At 54.5% G+C, this 17,889-nt stretch carries 15 protein-coding genes and 6 tRNA genes; 9 read left to right on the forward strand and 12 right to left on the reverse strand.

The features are described 5' to 3' along the window. Nucleotides 1-4: 4 nt before the first annotated feature. Both ligA and LRM19_RS09210 read left to right on the forward strand, forming a co-directional pair. Nucleotides 5-2,020 (forward strand): NAD-dependent DNA ligase LigA, encoded by a 2,016-nt coding sequence (ligA, locus tag LRM19_RS09205; protein WP_271368396.1) that lies wholly within the window; start codon nucleotides 5-7, stop codon nucleotides 2,018-2,020. A 1-nt stretch (nucleotide 2,021) separates the two neighbouring features. After that, entirely contained in the window at nucleotides 2,022-2,237 is a 216-nt protein-coding gene (locus LRM19_RS09210; protein WP_003861328.1) for a DUF3820 family protein, read from the forward strand. Nucleotide 2,238: 1 nt separating this feature from the next. Here the strand turns inward: LRM19_RS09210 and LRM19_RS09215 are convergent, their stop codons facing one another. Beyond that, complete coding sequence (locus LRM19_RS09215; protein WP_111965206.1) at nucleotides 2,239-3,234, reverse strand: bile acid:sodium symporter family protein; 996 nt, start codon at nucleotides 3,232-3,234, stop codon at nucleotides 2,239-2,241. A gap of 89 nt (nucleotides 3,235-3,323) precedes the next feature. Between LRM19_RS09215 and LRM19_RS09220 the strand changes: the two genes are divergently transcribed. Then, a complete protein-coding gene (locus LRM19_RS09220; RefSeq protein ID WP_271368401.1) occupies nucleotides 3,324-4,265 on the forward strand; it encodes a LysR family transcriptional regulator in 942 nt (313 codons plus the stop codon). Here LRM19_RS09220 and LRM19_RS09225 read toward each other — a convergent pair. The 5 genes from LRM19_RS09225 to LRM19_RS09245 all read right to left on the reverse strand — a co-directional run bounded on the left by LRM19_RS09225 (nucleotide 4,256) and on the right by LRM19_RS09245 (nucleotide 5,151). After that, a complete protein-coding gene (locus LRM19_RS09225; RefSeq protein ID WP_111965208.1) occupies nucleotides 4,256-4,594 on the reverse strand; it encodes a FlxA-like family protein in 339 nt (112 codons plus the stop codon). The two genes, LRM19_RS09220 and LRM19_RS09225, sit on opposite strands and share 10 nt — an antisense overlap. A gap of 179 nt (nucleotides 4,595-4,773) precedes the next feature. Next, nucleotides 4,774-4,849, reverse strand: a tRNA-Lys gene (locus LRM19_RS09230). 4 nt (nucleotides 4,850-4,853) lie between these two features. Then, nucleotides 4,854-4,929: transfer RNA gene (locus LRM19_RS09235), tRNA-Val, on the reverse strand. Nucleotides 4,930-4,958: 29 nt separating this feature from the next. Next, a tRNA-Val gene (locus LRM19_RS09240) sits at nucleotides 4,959-5,034 on the reverse strand. Nucleotides 5,035-5,075: 41 nt separating this feature from the next. Next, nucleotides 5,076-5,151, reverse strand: a tRNA-Val gene (locus LRM19_RS09245). Between the two features lie 259 nt (nucleotides 5,152-5,410). Here LRM19_RS09245 and gltX point away from each other — a divergent pair. Beyond that, nucleotides 5,411-6,826, forward strand: coding sequence for a glutamate--tRNA ligase (gltX, locus tag LRM19_RS09250; RefSeq protein ID WP_271368404.1), 1,416 nt, complete (start codon nucleotides 5,411-5,413; stop codon nucleotides 6,824-6,826). Between the two features lie 44 nt (nucleotides 6,827-6,870). Here gltX and LRM19_RS09255 read toward each other — a convergent pair whose 3' ends face one another. Beyond that, nucleotides 6,871-7,263, reverse strand: coding sequence for a YfeC-like transcriptional regulator (locus tag LRM19_RS09255; RefSeq protein WP_271368405.1), 393 nt, complete (start codon nucleotides 7,261-7,263; stop codon nucleotides 6,871-6,873). A 1-nt stretch (nucleotide 7,264) separates the two neighbouring features. Continuing rightward, nucleotides 7,265-7,627 carry a YfeC-like transcriptional regulator gene (locus tag LRM19_RS09260; RefSeq protein ID WP_115875947.1) on the reverse strand — a complete coding sequence of 121 codons (363 nt, stop codon included), beginning with the start codon at nucleotides 7,625-7,627 and terminating at the stop codon, nucleotides 7,265-7,267. A gap of 217 nt (nucleotides 7,628-7,844) precedes the next feature. Here LRM19_RS09260 and LRM19_RS09265 point away from each other — a divergent pair. The 3 genes from LRM19_RS09265 (at nucleotide 7,845) to LRM19_RS09275 (ending at nucleotide 10,442) form a co-directional block, all read left to right on the forward strand. Beyond that, nucleotides 7,845-7,920: transfer RNA gene (locus tag LRM19_RS09265), tRNA-Ala, on the forward strand. Nucleotides 7,921-7,961: 41 nt separating this feature from the next. After that, nucleotides 7,962-8,037: transfer RNA gene (locus LRM19_RS09270), tRNA-Ala, on the forward strand. A gap of 215 nt (nucleotides 8,038-8,252) precedes the next feature. After that, on the forward strand, nucleotides 8,253-10,442 hold the full coding sequence (locus LRM19_RS09275; RefSeq protein WP_271368408.1) for an EAL domain-containing protein: 2,190 nt from the start codon (nucleotides 8,253-8,255) through the stop codon (nucleotides 10,440-10,442). A gap of 44 nt (nucleotides 10,443-10,486) precedes the next feature. Here LRM19_RS09275 and LRM19_RS09280 read toward each other — a convergent pair whose 3' ends face one another. Continuing rightward, nucleotides 10,487-11,674, reverse strand: a complete 1,188-nt coding sequence (locus tag LRM19_RS09280; protein ID WP_008501591.1) for a NupC/NupG family nucleoside CNT transporter — start codon at nucleotides 11,672-11,674, stop codon at nucleotides 10,487-10,489. 348 nt (nucleotides 11,675-12,022) lie between these two features. On the opposite strand from LRM19_RS09280, the gene LRM19_RS09285 reads away from it, so the two are divergent. Beyond that, on the forward strand, nucleotides 12,023-13,261 hold the full coding sequence (locus LRM19_RS09285; protein ID WP_008501590.1) for an Nramp family divalent metal transporter: 1,239 nt from the start codon (nucleotides 12,023-12,025) through the stop codon (nucleotides 13,259-13,261). Nucleotides 13,262-13,293: 32 nt separating this feature from the next. Here LRM19_RS09285 and LRM19_RS09290 read toward each other — a convergent pair whose 3' ends face one another. Next, a complete protein-coding gene (locus tag LRM19_RS09290) occupies nucleotides 13,294-13,635 on the reverse strand; it encodes a DUF2502 domain-containing protein (RefSeq protein WP_111965213.1) in 342 nt (113 codons plus the stop codon). 127 nt (nucleotides 13,636-13,762) lie between these two features. Further along, nucleotides 13,763-14,761: an L-glyceraldehyde 3-phosphate reductase gene (gene mgrA, locus LRM19_RS09295; RefSeq protein ID WP_271368416.1), complete on the reverse strand. Its 999-nt coding sequence runs from the start codon at nucleotides 14,759-14,761 to the stop codon at nucleotides 13,763-13,765. Between the two features lie 185 nt (nucleotides 14,762-14,946). Between mgrA and ipdC the strand changes: the two genes are divergently transcribed. Next, on the forward strand, nucleotides 14,947-16,605 hold the full coding sequence (gene ipdC, locus LRM19_RS09300; RefSeq protein WP_223580128.1) for an indolepyruvate decarboxylase: 1,659 nt from the start codon (nucleotides 14,947-14,949) through the stop codon (nucleotides 16,603-16,605). Here the strand turns inward: ipdC and LRM19_RS09305 are convergent, their stop codons facing one another. Next, nucleotides 16,606-17,841 carry an ion channel protein gene (locus tag LRM19_RS09305; RefSeq protein ID WP_115875943.1) on the reverse strand — a complete coding sequence of 412 codons (1,236 nt, stop codon included), beginning with the start codon at nucleotides 17,839-17,841 and terminating at the stop codon, nucleotides 16,606-16,608. Nucleotides 17,842-17,889: the final 48 nt, after the last annotated feature.

Here is a 17,889-nt window from a genome sequence, read left to right on the forward strand (position 1 = left end):
CGATATGGACTCAATCGAACAACAACTCACTGAACTGCGAACCACGCTTCGCCATCATGAATACCTCTATCATGTTATGGACGCGCCGGAAGTGCCGGATGCGGAGTATGACCGCCTTATGCGCGAGCTGCGCGAACTAGAGGCGCAGCATCCTGAACTCATCACGCCGGATTCCCCCACCCAACGCGTCGGCGCTGAGCCGCTGGGCGCTTTCAGCCAGGTGCGTCATGAAGTGCCGATGCTGTCGCTGGATAACGTCTTCGATGAAGAGAGCTTCCTCGCGTTTAACAAGCGCGTGCAGGATCGCCTGAAAAGCAGCGACTCTCTCACCTGGTGCTGCGAGCTCAAGCTGGATGGCCTGGCGGTCAGTCTTCTCTATGAAAACGGCGTGCTGGTGCGTGCCGCGACGCGTGGCGACGGCACGACGGGCGAAGACATCACCACCAACGTGCGTACCATCCGCGCGATCCCTCTGAGGCTGCAGGGTGACAACATTCCTGCGCGTCTGGAAGTGCGCGGCGAAGTGTTCCTGCCGCAGGCGGGCTTCGAGAAAATTAACGAAGAGGCTCGTCGCACCGGCGGGAAAGTGTTTGCTAACCCGCGTAATGCGGCGGCGGGCTCGCTGCGCCAGCTTGACCCACGTATTACCGCGAAGCGACCGCTTACTTTCTTCTGCTACGGTGTGGGTATTCTTGAGGGCGGCGAGCTGCCGGATACGCACCTCGGACGCCTGCTGCAGTTTAAAGCGTGGGGCCTGCCGGTAAGCAATCGCGTCCAGCTCTGCGACTCGCCGGAAGCGGTACTGGCGTTCTACCACAAGGTGGAAGAGGACCGTCCGACGCTCGGTTTTGATATTGATGGCGTCGTCATCAAGGTGAATTCACTGGCGCTGCAGGAGCAGCTGGGCTTTGTGGCGCGCGCGCCGCGCTGGGCTGTGGCGTTTAAGTTCCCTGCCCAGGAGCAGATGACCTTCGTTCGCGACGTGGAGTTCCAGGTTGGCCGTACGGGGGCTATTACACCGGTCGCCCGTCTTGAGCCGGTGCAGGTGGCGGGCGTGCTGGTGAGTAACGCCACGCTGCACAACGCCGATGAAATCGAACGCCTGGGCCTGCGCATTGGTGACAAAGTGGTGATTCGCCGCGCAGGGGACGTGATCCCGCAGGTGGTTAACGTTGTGGAGTCAGAACGTCCTGATGATACGCGCGAGGTTGTCTTCCCGACCCATTGTCCGGTGTGCGGCTCGGACGTTGAGCGCGTAGAAGGTGAAGCGGTGGCCCGCTGTACGGGGGGCTTAATCTGTGGCGCGCAGCGTAAAGAGTCACTGAAGCACTTCGTTTCCCGTCGCGCAATGGACGTTGACGGCATGGGCGACAAGATTATCGATCAGCTGGTTGAGAAAGAGTACGTCCACACGCCAGCGGACCTCTTCAGGTTGACCGCTGGTAAACTGACCGGTCTGGACCGCATGGGACCAAAGTCTGCCCAGAATGTGGTTAACGCGCTGGAAGCCGCAAAAGAGACGACTTTCGCCCGTTTCCTCTACGCGCTGGGCATTCGTGAAGTGGGTGAAGCAACCGCAGCAGGTCTGGCAGCATACTTTGGTACGCTGGAGGCGCTGGAAAAGGCGAGCATCGAGGAGCTGCAGAAAGTCCCGGACGTAGGTATTGTCGTCGCCACGCACGTCTTTAACTTCTTCGCCGAAGAGAGCAACCGTAACGTCATCGGCGAACTGCTGGAAGAGGGCATTAAATGGCCCGCGCCGGTGGTGGTTAACGCTGAAGAGATCGACAGCCCGTTCGCCGGTAAAACGGTGGTGCTGACCGGCAGCCTGAGCCAGCTTTCACGCGACGATGCAAAAGCGCGTCTGGTGGCGCTGGGGGCAAAAGTGGCGGGCAGCGTGTCGAAGAAAACCGACCTGGTGATCGCCGGTGAAGCGGCGGGTTCGAAGCTGGCGAAAGCCCAGGAGCTCGGCATTGAGGTTATCGACGAAGTGGAAATGATGCGTCTGTTAGGAGAGTAACGTGGAGAAAGAGCAGCTCGTTGAGATCGCCAATACCGAGATGCCGTTCGGTAAATACAAGGGCCGCAGGCTGATTGATTTGCCGGAGGAGTATCTGCTGTGGTTTGCCCGTAAGGATGAATTCCCGGCAGGGCGACTGGGCGAGCTGATGGCTATCACGTTACTGATCAAAACCGAGGGGCTGACTCAGCTGGTGCAGCCCCTGAAACGTCCTTAACTTAAGCCTTCGCGGCGCGGGTCTCTTCCTGCGCCAGCTTTTCGGTCTGGCGCTTGTAGCGACGCGCCAGCACCGCGCAGACCATCAGTTGGATCTGGTGGAAAATCATCAGCGGCAGCACCATCATCCCAATCACCGAGGTCGGGAACAGAATGTTGGCCATCGGGATGCCGTTCGCCAGGCTCTTCTTCGAACCGCAGAAGACAATCGTGATTTCATCCGCTTTGTTGAAGCCGCACTTGCGTGCCACAAAGACGTTTACCGCAATCACAATCGCCAGCAGGACGATGCTGACCACCACGATAAACAGCAGCGAGCCTGCCCCCACCTTGTGCCAGATCCCGTTCACGACCGCTTCGCTGAAGGCGGAGTAAACCACCAGCAGAATCGAGGTCTGGTCGGTTTTTGAAATCCATTTTTTATGCTTCGCCACAAACGCGCCGGTCCACGGTCGGGAAAGATGCCCCAGCACAAACGGCAGCAGCAGCTGCAGACAGATTTTGCCGACCTGCTCAAGGTTACCTTCCGCACCGTGCATGTTCATCAGCAGGCCTACCAGCAGCGGCGAAACGAAAATCCCTAACAGGCTGGATGCCGATGCCGAGCAGACCGCGGCCGCCACGTTCCCTCCCGCGAGAGAGGTAAAGGCAATGGCGGACTGCACCGTGGCCGGAAGAATACAGAGATACAGGAAACCGGTGTAAAGCGCCGGGTCGACGTTAACCGGCGCCCACCAGGCAAACAGCACCCCGAGGATCGGAAACAGAATGAACGTGCTGCACATCACCCACAGGTGTAGTCGCCAGTGGCTACCGCCCGCGATAATGGCTTCGCGGGAGAGCTTTGCGCCGTGCATAAAGAACAGTAGCGCGATGGCGGCCGTCGTCAGCCCTTCAAAAAACGGAACGAAACCGCCGCGAGCGGGGAAGAAAGAGGCCAGTAAAACGGTAACTACCAGGGTGAGCGTAAACGGATCAACAATACGAAATAGTTTCATAATGACTCCTGAAAACAGATGACGCTATTGTGCTTTTTTTCATTTGAGAAATAAAATTGATTTATTGCATCCATTCATGAATTAAAAAGATGAATTATTCACTCCGTCAGCTTCGTGTTTTTGTCACCGTGGCGCAGGCTCGTAGCTTTAGCCGGGCAGGGGAGATGATTGGCCTGAGCCAGTCGGCGGTTAGCCACAGCGTGAAAGAGCTGGAAAATCAGACTGGCGTCCGGTTACTTGACCGAACCACGCGTGAAGTGGTGCTGACCGAAGCGGGGCAGCAGCTCGCTCTGCGCCTTGAACGGTTGCTGGATGAGCTCAACAGCACGCTCAGAGACGTGGGGAGGCTGGGCCAGCAGCTTTCGGGTACCGTGCGGGTCGCGGCCAGCCAGACGATATCCGCACACCTTATACCTCAGTGTATTGCCGAGGGAAGCCATCGCTACCCGGACATTGATTTTGTGCTGCATGACAGGCCGCAACAGTGGGTGCTGGAGAGCATCCGCCAGGGGGATGTCGATTTTGGTATTGTTATCGATCCCGGTCAGGCAAGCGATCTGGCGTGCGAAAGCGTACTTTCTGAGCCTTTTTTGCTGCTCTGCCGTGACGACGATCCGCTGGCCTCGTTGCCGGAGGTCAGCTGGCAGTCCCTGCAGGGCGCGAATCTGATATTACAGGATTATGCCTCGGGCAGCCGTCCGTTGATTGATTCCGCGCTGATGAATCAGGGCGTAAAGGCAACAATCGTGCAGGAGATTGGTCACCCGGCGACGCTGTTTCCCATGGTGGAAGCCGGCATTGGCATCAGCGTATTGCCCGCCCTGGCGCTCCCCCTGCCGCAGGGAAGCAGACTGGCCGTCAGGCGATTAACGCCCGTTGTCGAGCGAAAGCTGATGCTGGTGCGGCGAAAAAATCGTTCACTCTCGGGGGCGGCGCAGGCTATCTGGGAAGTGGTGCGTATCCAGGCACAACGATTAACCGAAGCCCGCATACGCGACCCACTGTTTAACGCATCAGAAGATCAGATGTAGATATCAATCTGATTATTGTCTGACGGGCTATTCACGCCTTCCACTTTGCCCAGTTTTTGTTCCTGCTTCTTCTGGGCCTCTTCGGCCTGCTGGCGCTGCAGCGCCGCGAGCTGAGCCTGCAGCACTTTGAGCTGGGTCTGAATAAGTTCCTGCTGCTTTTTCTTCTCGTCGGTGCTGATGGGGCTGTTCGACAGCTCTTTTAACTGCTGGGTCAGTTTTTTGATCTTGTCGAGAATGCGGGTGATTTGCGCAGAGATATCGTTACTGCTCGAAGTTCCACTCGCGCCGCTGGTTTGAATCTGTTGGGTTGAAGCCTGAATGGTCGTCATACTTTTTCCTCGCGTTATAAAACAGAGGTATCGGCACCAATGGGATTAGCTTGAGCAAAACTGCCATATCTGGCAGGGAGTTGCATCGATACACAATCAGTATTGATTGCGACGTTGAAGGCAGGGAAGTAGACAAACTGCGGATAGCAAAAAGGCGCCTTTAGGGCGCCTTTTTACATTGGTGGGTCGTGCAGGATTCGAACCTGCGACCAATTGATTAAAAGTCAACTGCTCTACCAACTGAGCTAACGACCCGAAATGGTGGGCGATGACGGGCTCGAACCGCCGACCCCCTCCGTGTAAAGGAGATGCTCTACCAACTGAGCTAATCGCCCATTTCGGAACTGCTGCGATAAGGTGAGAATGGTGGGCGATGACGGGCTCGAACCGCCGACCCCCTCCGTGTAAAGGAGATGCTCTACCAACTGAGCTAATCGCCCAATCTCAATTCTTATCTACACTGCGGGTCTACCGAAGTAGATGGTGGGTGATGACGGGCTCGAACCGCCGACCCCCTCCGTGTAAAGGAGATGCTCTACCAACTGAGCTAATCACCCCCGCTGTGTGGAGTCGCATTATAGGGAGAGTTGAAAATGAGTCAACGCATTTTCTAAAGTTTTTATTCGTTCGTCGTAAAATTAAGCAAAACGATCGCGAAACGGGCTGTGGCGCATGATTTCTAAACAAAAATCGCAAACTCGGTCACGATAAAGGGATCAACATTGAGGAATCCCCCCACAGTGATAGAATATTGCCCATCTTTTTTTTCCCCAGGATTTGCCGATTGCCGGCATCTTTATAACGTAAGGCCATTTCATGAAAATCAAAACTCGCTTCGCGCCGAGCCCGACAGGCTATCTGCACGTCGGTGGTGCACGTACCGCTCTCTATTCCTGGCTTTTCGCACGCCACAACAAAGGTGAGTTCGTGCTGCGTATTGAAGACACCGATCTTGAGCGCTCCACGCCGGAAGCAATTGAAGCCATTATGGATGGGATGAACTGGCTGAATCTGGAATGGGACGAAGGCCCTTATTTCCAGACCAAACGCTTTGACCGCTATAACGCCGTCATTGATGAAATGCTGGTCGCGGGCACGGCGTATAAGTGCTATTGCTCCAAAGAGCGTCTGGATGCGCTGCGCGAAGAGCAGATGGTGAATGGTGAAAAGCCGCGTTATGACGGCCGCTGCCGCCATGACCACAGCGAGCATGCTGCTGATGAGCCTTGCGTTGTGCGTTTTGCTAACCCGCAAGAGGGGTCTGTGATCTTTGACGACCAGATCCGTGGCCCGATCGAATTCAGCAACCAGGAGCTGGACGATCTGATCATCCGCCGCACCGATGGTTCCCCAACCTACAACTTCTGCGTGGTGGTTGACGACTGGGATATGGAAATTACTCACGTTGTCCGTGGTGAAGACCACATCAACAACACGCCACGTCAGATCAACATCCTGAAGGCGCTGAACGCCCCTGTGCCTGTTTATGCGCACGTCTCCATGATCAACGGCGACGACGGGAAAAAGCTGTCTAAACGTCACGGCGCGGTCAGCGTCATGCAGTATCGCGACGACGGTTATCTGCCAGAAGCGCTGCTGAACTATCTGGTGCGTCTGGGCTGGGCTCACGGTGACCAGGAGATCTTCAGCCGTGAAGAGATGATCGAACTGTTCTCTCTGAGCTCTGTCAGCAAATCAGCGAGCGCGTTTAATACCGACAAGCTCCAGTGGCTGAACCATCACTACATCAATACCATGCAGCCGGAATATGTGGCGACTTACCTGCAGTGGCACATTGAGCAGGCAAATATTGATACCCGCACTGGCCCTGAGCTGGCGGATCTGGTGAAACTGCTCGGCGAGCGCTGCAAAACTCTGAAAGAGATTGCTGAAAGCTGCCGCTACTTCTATGAAGAGTTTGCTGAGTTCGACGCGGACGCCGCGAAGAAACACCTCCGTCCGGTTGCGCGTCAGCCGCTGGAAGTGGTGCGTGACAAGCTGGCTGCGCTCACCGAATGGACCGCTGAGAATGTGCATCACGCCATTCAGGCGACGGCAGACGAGCTGGAAGTCGGCATGGGTAAAGTCGGTATGCCACTGCGCGTTGCGGTGACCGGAGCGGGTCAGTCTCCGGCGCTGGACGTAACGGTTCATGCCATCGGCAAATCACGCAGCGTGGCGCGCATTAACAAGGCGCTGGACTTTATCGCTGAACGAGAAAATCAGCAGTAATAGCGTCTCAGATAAAACAAACGGCAGGGGAACCTGCCGTTTTTTTATGCTTCTTCTCCTGCTATCCCCAGACGCTTAAGAAATCCGTGTATGCCTTCGCGCTTCAATAACGCATCCAGACGCTTCTGCTCCGGCTTAGTCATACTCTCCAGCGTCTCAATAATGCCCGGATACAGGTTTGAAGAGGAGGTATTGTAGGAAGATGTAGCCTCCGCGAGATGGTAAACCTCGTGAGGGGTACGAATTGCCGGAAGGCTCATAATATGTTCCTTCACGCGCGCATCGACATGAATGAGTCGCGCGCGACCGCCTTTCACGCCGTTGAGCCCTTCGGTTTTCCATCCCTGCTGGCGTATCCAACGATTAACCGTTTGCCTGGCGACGCCCAAACTCTCCGCCAGCTCTTCCGTGGTCATTTTGCTCCGTAATCTTTTCATGTCAGTCCCGATCGCGAATCCCTAAACGTTGCAATAATCCGGTGATCCCTTCCCGCAGTAATAGCGATGTCATCTGCTTCTGTTCTTCCGGCGTCATTTCATTGGCTAGCGTCAGGAGCAGGGTGTGAAGTGAACTATCATGACTGACGCCTTCTGGCAGTTCGGACGTTTCGCTTGCCCGACGTGCACTGCGGATAAATTCACGGACTTTTTCGTTCACATGTACCAGACGCGCTTTCCCGCCCTGGACGCCTGGCTTTGGTGACGTAATCCAACCCTCTTTGCGTACCCATTTATTGATGGTCTGTCGGCTATAGCCAGTGAGGAGGGCTAACTCTTCTGGCGTCATTCGTTCCTTGATCATGCAATTTCCTGAATATCTGTGGGGTTAATTAGCGGCTCATTTTATAGCACCCTTTAACGTGAAAACGTGACAGGCTTAACTCCTGACTGCGAGCAGGCTCGCAAAGTGATTCATTTGCATGATTTTTCGGCGATTGAATAGCTGGAATTGATTTTGCCGTTGACACTCCGCAGCGGAATTCATATTATGCCGCCCGTCAACATGACAGCTTTACGATGGGGCTATAGCTCAGCTGGGAGAGCGCTTGCATGGCATGCAAGAGGTCAGCGGTTCGATCCCGCTTAGCTCCACCAAACTCTGAACCCAACAGAGTGCGGTCAGTAAAGTCATATGTGGGGCTATAGCTCAGCTGGGAGAGCGCTTGCATGGCATGCAAGAGGTCAGCGGTTCGATCCCGCTTAGCTCCACCAAAATTGTAAACCCTCGTCGAATGACGGGGGTTTTTTTTTATCTGTTTGTAACGCCCTTTACCGCATTTTGTTATCAAAAAGAAGGTATTTCTGTACCTCACCTCAATCGTAATCAATAAACCGGTCTATAAATAGACTTGAACTTGATTCGCGCAATTAATAAACCTATTATCCATCCGGTCAATGATTCTCCTGGAAAATAACGTCCCTGATTAATGAATAAAAAAACGTATGATAATGTAAAGATATTTACGATTGCCCAGGTACTTTGCCTGATTGCGGTACCTGTCTCCCGTTATCTTTCTCCACGCGCAATTGTTAATGGTCACGACGTTTATTTAGCATGGTTGCCACTCAGCGTTATGCTGGCGATCATTCTGATATTTGGGCGCAGAGCAATTCTTCCCATTCTGTTAGGTTTTACTGTCACTAATTTATTCTATATTAATTTAGCGCCGCTACAATATCCAGTTTTACTGTTCTGTCAGACCTTTGCGTTATTCGCGGGATGCGGCCTGCTACGCCTTATGCTGGGCAAGCGCTGGCGCTACAGTATCCCTAACAAACACATCGGGCTTCGTATATTCTGGCTCGGTTTTGTCGTGCCATTAGGTATTAAGCTGTCGATGTATATGGCAGGCTATTTCTTTGATTTTCCGGTGACAATTTCGACCTATTTCGGCGAAGGCACGGTAATTTATAACGTTGTGGATATTCAAAGCCTGATATGCGCGGCGCTGATTTTTACCATGATGTTCTATTACCCGCTAAGAATGATAATTAATCCTCGTTATGCCGTCACCTTCTGGCGGCGAAGCGTGAAGCCCATGTTTTATCACAAGAATCCATTATATATTTTTGTCTGGTTAGCGCTTTTAAGCTTCATTCTTGTCATTTTATGTGGTCCTTTTGAGTCACCGGTCATTGCGGGCTATTTGATGCCGCTGATATTTATTCTTTTTACCTTAGCGATAAGCCGCCTGACCTATGCGTTGATTTCTCTGCTGTGGGCCACCTCAGCGCTCCTGCTGCTGACATACAACTATAATTTCCTTAACGGGGTGGAATCGGGACATTCGCTCTCCTTTATCCTCTCCGTGCTGATCTCTTTCGCCATCTGTTTGCTTTACATGTCTCGCATTTACCAGCGCAGCGAGTGGCTGAAGCGGGGCTGGCAGGACAGGGCGCTGACCGATCCTCTTACCGGTCTGCCTAATATTCGTGCGCTGGAGGATTACCTTGAAATTCATCCGGATGCCAAAGTGTGCATTTTGCGCATGGATAATCTGGAGTTTTTGAGCCGCCACTACGGGATTATCATGCGGGTCCACTGCAAACGAACGATCGCCACGTCGCTTCAGCCGCTCCTGCAAAAAGATGAGCTGCTCTTCCAGCTGCCCGGAAGCGAGTTGGTGCTGGTCTTGCTCGGGCCGGAAATTGCTGAACGTCTCCAGCATATGGTCGATCGGCTCAACAGCAATAAGATTTTCTGGAACAACACCGGGCTGGATATTGAGTTTGGCGCGTCATGGGGAATGGTCGAAGACGGCGAGAAACTGCATCACACGCTGGGGCAGCTAAGCTGGCTGGCAGAACAGGCCTGCGGAGAGCAAAACGTACTCGCGCTCACGAATAGTCTTGAGGTGGCATCAGGGCAAACGACAGAGCGTGTCCTGATGCTGGCTCGGATTAAGCATGCCCTGGAGGCGGGGCAGTTCAATTTGTATGCGCAGCCGATCCAGAAGGCGGACGGGAGCGGGTACTATGAAATCCTGACGCGAATGGAGAGCGAGGGGGAGATTATTACCCCTGACCGCTTTATTCCGCTGATTGCGCAGTTCAACCTCAGCCACCGGTTTGATATGTGCGTCATGGAAAAATTACTGGTGTGGCTGCGCGATAACCCTGCAACGCACGCTGGCGCCCGTTTTTCCGTCAACCTGATGCCGCTGACGCTGATGCAAAAAGAGGTGGCGACCGAGATTTGCGCGCTGTTTGAACGGTACGGCGTTGCGCCTCAGGCAGTCGTGATTGAGATTACTGAAGAGCAGGCTTTCTCAAATTCAGGCACGAGTATCAACAATATTCAGCAATTGCGGGAGTATGGTTTCCGTATTGCCATCGATGATTTTGGTACTGGCTACGCTAACTATGAGCGCCTCAGACGCCTGCAGGCGGACATCATTAAAATTGACGGCTGCTTTGTGAAAGACATTTGTACAGACGACATGGATGCAATGATTGTGCAGTCGATGTGTAATCTGGCAAAGACAAAATCGCTCTGCGTCGTCGCGGAATATGTGGAAACACCGGCGCAGCGGGAGATGCTGCTCCGCTTCGGTGTGGATTACCTGCAGGGCTACTTGATAGGCAAACCCAAACCGCTGGAAGAATTACGGACATAAAAAAACCGGGAGCCAGGCTCCCGGTTTTTGTATCACGATAAACGTTACAGGACCAGTGCCGCAATGGACGCTGACAGGACGCTCACCAGCGTAGAGCCGTAAACCAGCTTCAGGCCGAAGCGAGATACCACGTTACCCTGTTCTTCGTTCAGACCTTTAATCGCACCCGCGATAATCCCGATGGACGAGAAGTTCGCGAAGGAGACCAGGAACACGGAGAGAATGCCTTCCGCACGCGGAGAAAGCGTACTGGCAATTTTCTGCAGATCCATCATTGCAACGAATTCGTTAGAAACCAGCTTGGTTGCCATGATACTGCCCACCTGCAGCGCTTCGTGAGCCGGAACACCCATCACCCATGCAACCGGATAGAAGATGTAGCCCAGAATCCCCTGGAAGGAGATACCCAGCACCGCAGCGAACAGGGCGTTCAGCGCAGAAATCAGCGCAATGAAGCCGATCAGCATGGCGGCAACGATAATCGCGACTTTGAAACCGGCCAGAATGTACTCACCCAGCATTTCGAAGAAGCTCTGGCCTTCGTGCAGGTTTGACATCTGAATGTTCTCTTCGCTTGCGTCAACGCGGTACGGGTTGATCAGCGACAGAACGATAAAGGTGCTGAACATGTTCAGAACCAGCGCAGCAACCACGTATTTTGGTTCCAGCATGGTCATATACGCGCCCACGATAGACATGGAAACGGTAGACATTGCGGTTGCCGCCATGGTGTACATGCGGTTGCGGGACATCTTGCCGAGAATATCTTTATACGCGATGAAGTTCTCAGACTGACCGAGGATCAGGGAACTGACGGCGTTGAAGGATTCCAGCTTGCCCATACCGTTCACTTTGGATAACAGGAAGCCAATTCCACGAATAACGAAAGGCAGAACGCGGATGTGCTGCAGAATACCGATCAGCGCGGAGATGAAGACGATAGGGCAGAGAACCTTCAGGAAGAAGAACGCCAGACCTTCGTCGTTCATTTTACCGAAGACAAAGTTGGTCCCTTCGTTGGCGAATCCGAGCAGTTTTTCGAACATTTCGGAGAAGCCTTTCACGAAGCCGAGGCCTACGTTGGAGTTCAGGAAGAACCACGCAAGTAAAACTTCAATGACCAGCAGTTGAACAACATAACGGATACGAATTTTTTTGCGGTCTGTGCTGACCAGCAATGCAAGTGCAGTAACGACAACAAGTGCCAGGACAAAATGAAGGACGCGGTCCATATTTGCTCCAAATATGAGGCAGGTTTAATTTTCGTGCACATTCTATGTAACAAGCGAAAAGAAAACGAGATCGAGGACACACTATAGTTACATCCTGTGACGAGTCTCAAAAATAGTGATCCACAATACATTTTTGTTATGTTAGGTAAATGAGTGAAAAGTTAAGTTTGTGTGCTAGTCTTCACAAAAGCATGCGCGATTTCAGTTTCGGTTAGATCGCCCCACTTACCCGCCCGTCTATCGTTCAAAGCTATCAGAGAAATCACTGCAAACTTTATAAATGATCTTGATAATCATTCTCATTTTGATAGCATTAAACATAGCAAAGGCTATATTTCAGAGGCAGAAATGACAAACAGTCGCGTAGAGGGTAGCAGTGGCAGAGCCGCGCGCAAGTTGCGGTTCGCATTAATGGGACCTGCATTCATCGCTGCCATTGGCTATATCGATCCAGGAAACTTTGCGACCAATATTCAGGCCGGGGCCAGCTTCGGCTATAAGCTGCTGTGGGTGGTCGTCTGGGCTAACCTGATGGCGATGCTGATTCAGATGCTCTCCGCAAAGCTGGGGATTGCGACGGGTAAAAACCTGGCGGAGCAAATTCGCGACCATTACCCGCGCCCCGCCGTCTGGCTCTACTGGGTTCAGGCTGAAATCATCGCCATGGCCACTGACCTCGCTGAGTTTATCGGTGCAGCGATCGGCTTTAAGCTGATTCTGGGCGTGTCGCTGTTGCAAGGGGCGGTGCTGACCGGGATTGCCACTTTCCTCATCCTGATGCTGCAGCGTCGGGGTCAAAAGCCGCTGGAGAAGGTGATTGGTGGTCTGCTGCTGTTTGTGGCGGCGGCCTACATTGTCGAGCTGATTTTCTCACAGCCGAATCTGGCACAGCTCGGTAAAGGGATGGCGATCCCAAGCCTGCCAACGTCGGAAGCGGTGTTCTTGGCCGCCGGGGTGCTGGGGGCGACCATCATGCCGCACGTGATTTATTTGCACTCCTCGCTGACGCAGCATCTCCACGGTGGAACGCGTAAAGAGCGTTACTCCGCCACCAAGTGGGACGTCGCGATCGCTATGACCATCGCAGGGTTTGTAAACCTGGCGATGATGGCGACTGCAGCTGCGGCTTTCCACTTTAACGGTCATACCGGTATTGCCGATCTCGACCAGGCGTATCTCACGCTGGAGCCGTTGCTGAGCCATGCTGCCGCCACGATATTTGGTCTCAGCCTGGTAGCTGCCGGCCTCTCTTCTACGGTGGTGGGCACGCTGGCAGGCCAGGTTGTGATGCAGGGGTTTGTCCGCTTCCACATTCCGCTGTGGGTTCGTCGCTCCGTCACCATGCTGCCGTCATTTGTGGTGATTCTGATGGGTCTCGACCCAACGCGAATTCTGGTCATGAGCCAGGTTCTGCTGAGTTTTGGTATCGCGCTGGCGCTGGTGCCGCTGCTGATCTTTACCAGCAACAAAACTCTGATGGGCGAGCTAGTTAACTCAACGCTGGTAAAACGAACAGGATGGGCCATCGTGGTGGTGGTCGTTGCGCTGAACCTGTGGTTGTTGGTGGGAACCGCACTGGGTCTTTAACAAAAAAAGGAGCCTCCATGGCTCCTTTTTTATTAGTGGTGATGGCCGTGACCATGACCTTTCCCGCGACCCCAGCCGCCGCGACGGTCGTCACGATCGTTCCAGCCTTCACGGTAGCCGCGCTCATACGCGTTGTCTTTATACCAGCCGCGGTGTCTGCCGTTATCATGTTTCCACCAGCGATCGCCGCGCCATTCATAATGACGGTGCCAGTAGTCACGGTCGCGCCAGTAGCCGCCGTCCCAGTATCTGCCGTAGTCGTCACGATCGCCAATTTGTAATTTTACTGATGGCAACAGGGTGATTTCGCCCGCAGTGGCGATCAGCGGCGCCGAAGCCAGTAATACCGCTGCAAGAATCAGTGACCTGAACATACTCTTTCTCCTTCACGATCGGGGCCTTTGGTGGGCCTGTTAACGCAATTTTACGAGTTGGTAAAGCTTCGTATCATCGCCTCAACTCCGAATTCCTGGGGGAGAGCACTTTTTGCTAAAAACGGTTTTATATTGAACTGCTCAGGATCGCGTCTATACGGGCCAAGTCATCCACAGAGAAATGGCGGTTTGCCAGCATCCCCACGGCGTCATCAATTTGAGCCGCTTTACTCGCCCCTATCAGCACTGAGGTCACACTCTCATGACGCGATACCCAGGCCAGCGCCATCTGGGACAGCTTCTGGCCGCGCTCTTCCGCCATGGCGTTCAGCTTTCTAATCTTCTCCAGCTTCTCTTCGGTGAGCTGGTCGGGGTTAAGGAACTGACTGCCGCTTGCCGCGCGTGAGTCTGTGGGAATGCCATTCAGATAGCGGTTGGTCAGTTGCCCACCGGCCAGCGGCGAGAAGGGAATACAGCCGACCCCTTTTTCCTGCAGCACGTCCAGCAGTCCCTCTTCCGGCGCACGCTCAAACAGGGAATATTTCGGCTGGTGGATCAGGCAGGGCGTCCCGAGATCGTCAAGGATATCAATCGCCTTGCGGGCCAGTTCAGCGGGGTAGTTGGATAATCCAACATACAGAGCCTTCCCCTGACGCACCGCATGGTCAAGCGCTTTCATGGTTTCCAGCAGCGGCGTCTGCGGGTCAGGACGGTGATGATAGAAGATATCCACATACTCCAGCCCCATCCTCTTCAGGCTTTGATCGAGGCTTGCCAGCAGGTATTTGCGTGACCCCCAGTCGCCGTAAGGACCCTCCCACATGGTATAGCCCGCTTTGGTAGAGATGATTAGCTCGTCGCGCCAGGGCTGGAAGTCCTCCTGTAAAATACGGCCGAAATTACGTTCGGCCGATCCCGGTGGCGGGCCATAGTTGTTGGCAAGGTCGAAATGCGTAATGCCCAGATCGAACGCTCGCTGTAAAAGTTGACGGCTGTTTTCGATAAGGGTGGTGTCACCGAAGTTATGCCACAGCCCGAGCGAGATGGCGGGCAACCTGAGCCCGCTTTGCCCACAGGGGCGATACTCCATTGTCCCGTAACGATTTTTGTCCGGCTGATAACCCATTTTCGTGACCTCTGGCGCTGAAGTGTAAAATCAGTGTATGCGTTTACATTTACGTGAAAAAAAGCAGCATAGCGCAGCCTTTTTTGTAAAGCATTCTTTCCATGCCCTTCTTATCGCCAATTCTGGACAGCCATCACGCTTATTTAATACTCAAGGTGAGGTCAACATTAGAAGGATACCTGTTCATGCGTACCCCATACTGCGTCGCCGATTACCTGCTGGACCGTCTTACAGATTGTGGAGCCGATCATCTGTTTGGCGTGCCGGGCGACTATAACCTGCAGTTTCTCGACCACGTGATAGACAGCCCCGATATCTGCTGGGTGGGCTGTGCCAACGAGTTAAACGCCTCTTATGCCGCGGACGGATATGCCCGATGTAAGGGCTTCGCCGCGCTGCTGACGACATTTGGCGTAGGAGAGTTAAGCGCCATGAACGGCATTGCGGGCAGCTATGCCGAACATGTTCCGGTACTGCATATTGTGGGGGCGCCGGGTATGGCGTCACAGCAAAGAGGGGAGCTACTGCACCACACGCTGGGCGACGGTGAGTTTCGTCATTTTTATCATATGAGCGAGCCGATTACTGCTGCACAGGCGATCCTGACCGAACAAAACGCCTGCTATGAAATCGACCGGGTGTTAACCACTATGCTCCGGGAGCGTCGCCCCGGCTATCTGATGTTGCCTGCCGACGTGGCAAAAAAGGCCGCCACGCCTCCTGTAAGCGCTCTCACGCTCCGCCATGCGCATGCCGATAGCGCCTGCCTGAAAGCGTTCCGGGAAGCCGCTGAGAACAAGCTTGCCAGAAGCAAGCGTACTGCGCTGCTGGCCGATTTCCTTGTCCTGCGCCATGGCCTGAAGCATGCGCTACAGAAATGGGTCAAAGACGTGCCGATGGCACACGCCACCATGCTGATGGGTAAAGGAATATTTGACGAACGTCACGCTGGTTTTTACGGCACCTACAGCGGTTCGGCGAGCGCCGGCGCGGTAAAAGAGGCGATTGAAGGGGCGGATACCGTGCTGTGCATCGGGACGCGATTTACCGATACCCTTACCGCCGGCTTCACGCATCAGCTCACCCCGGCACAAACGATAGAAGTTCAGCCTCATGCTTCACGCGTTGGTGATATCTGGTTTACCGGCATCCCCATGCTTCAGGCAATCGAAACGCTGGTGGAGCTGTGTAAACAGCACGTGCACGGTACGCCCGTGCCGTCCTCTCAAAGCTCGATGGCCTATCCGCAGCCGGATGGCTCGCTGACGCAGGCGAATTTCTGGCAAACGCTGCAGACGTTTATTCGTCCGGGAGACATCATTCTTGCGGATCAGGGCACCTCGGCCTTCGGTGCGATCGACCTTCGTCTGCCGGCGGACGTGAATTTTATCGTCCAGCCGCTGTGGGGATCGATTGGCTATACGCTGGCTGCGGCATTTGGCGCACAGACGGCCTGCCCGAACCGGCGCGTGATTGTTCTGACGGGGGATGGCGCGGCGCAGCTCACCATCCAGGAGCTCGGCTCGATGCTGCGGGATAAACAACACCCCATCATTCTGGTCCTTAACAACGAAGGGTATACGGTGGAAAGAGCGATCCATGGGCCTGAGCAGCGCTATAACGACATTGCGCTATGGAACTGGACGCAAATCCCGCAGGCTCTGAGCCTTGATCCCCAGGCCCAGTGCTGGCGGGTCAGTGAAGCGGAGCAGCTGGCGGACGTCCTTGAAAAAGTGGCGCACCACGAGCGGCTCTCGCTGATTGAGGTGATGCTGCCGAAAGCGGATATCCCGCCGCTGCTGGGGGCGATTACCAAAGCGCTGGAAGCGCGTAATAGCGCCTGATTATTTGTCGTTTCGCCATGCCATCATCATCGGTTTGCCCGCCAGCAGGAGCCAGGCGGGCAACATCACGATACAAAGCAGCGGGAAAAGCGTTGAATCCGGTACGACTACCGCCGCCATAAACAGGCTTAGCCAGGCGTCGCGCGTGACCACCAGAACCAATCCCAGAATAGAACAAGAGACGGTAATGGCCGCAGGGACCGCATCGACATGCTCGTGCAGCATCAGCCCCAGCGCAACGCCGACAAAGACCGCCGGGAAGATGCGTCCACCGCGGAAACCACAGGCGGCGGCCACCACCAGCGCTGCCAGCTTGATCACGGCAAAAAGCAGATAGTCGGAGACGCTAAACACCTGGCTGAAGGCCAACTGCTGCATCTCGTCCAGACCTTTGAACAATGTCACCGTCCCGCCGATTGCCCCTAAAATACCGAGGATCAAACCGCCGGCTCCCAGAATCAACACCGGGTGTTTAAGTCTATGCATCAGCCGATGCAGACGTGGAAGGCACCACACTGCCACCATGCCCAGCGCAATGGCGATGGCGACGACGATGGCGCCGCTGAAGATATCGGCGATTTGCATCTGGCCGTAGTGTGGCAGGGAGAGTGAAAAATGGGGATGGAAAAACAGGCTGGTGGTCAACGCCCCGGCTGCGGCGGCCATCAGCGGCGCAAACAGCTTATCCCACAGCGGGACATCGTTATTACTACTGAGCGTCTGTGAAAAGATCAGTGCTGCCGCAACGGGCGTGCCGAAAAGCGCCCCGATGGTGCCTGCGGAGGCGAGAATGGTCCAGTCCAGCGCGCCGACACGAGGCAAAATGCGTGAACCGAGAAAAACCGCCAGGCCAATATTCACGGCCATAATCGGATGCTCTGGCCCCAGGCTGACGCCGCCGGCAAGGCCCAGAATCAACGCAATGATTAGCCCTGGCAACGCCGAGGGCGCAACCGGGGCACCAATCAACGGTTCCTGTGCCGGATCGGGGCCGGCATGGCCGGGACTGAAACGGATCACCAGACCCACCGCTATACCGGTTAACGTCAGCATTCCAACGATCCAGGCAGGAGAATCAGCGGGGACGCCCAGTCCTGCAGGAAGCGCGTTCCATAATAGCGTTTGCAGCACCGACGCGACTTTCATCACGACAATGAGCACCAGACTTGAAACCACGCCGATGATGAGCGCCGGAATGGCCAGCAACAGCATGGTTCTGGCTCGCGGGTGGAGCATGATGATTTCCTTGTACAAAACGGTATTACGTTACTTTGCACATTAAGC

This window comes from Enterobacter sp. PI-10 (assembly GCF_027947695.1).
Classification (GTDB): Bacteria; Pseudomonadota; Gammaproteobacteria; order Enterobacterales; family Enterobacteriaceae; genus Enterobacter; species Enterobacter vonholyi.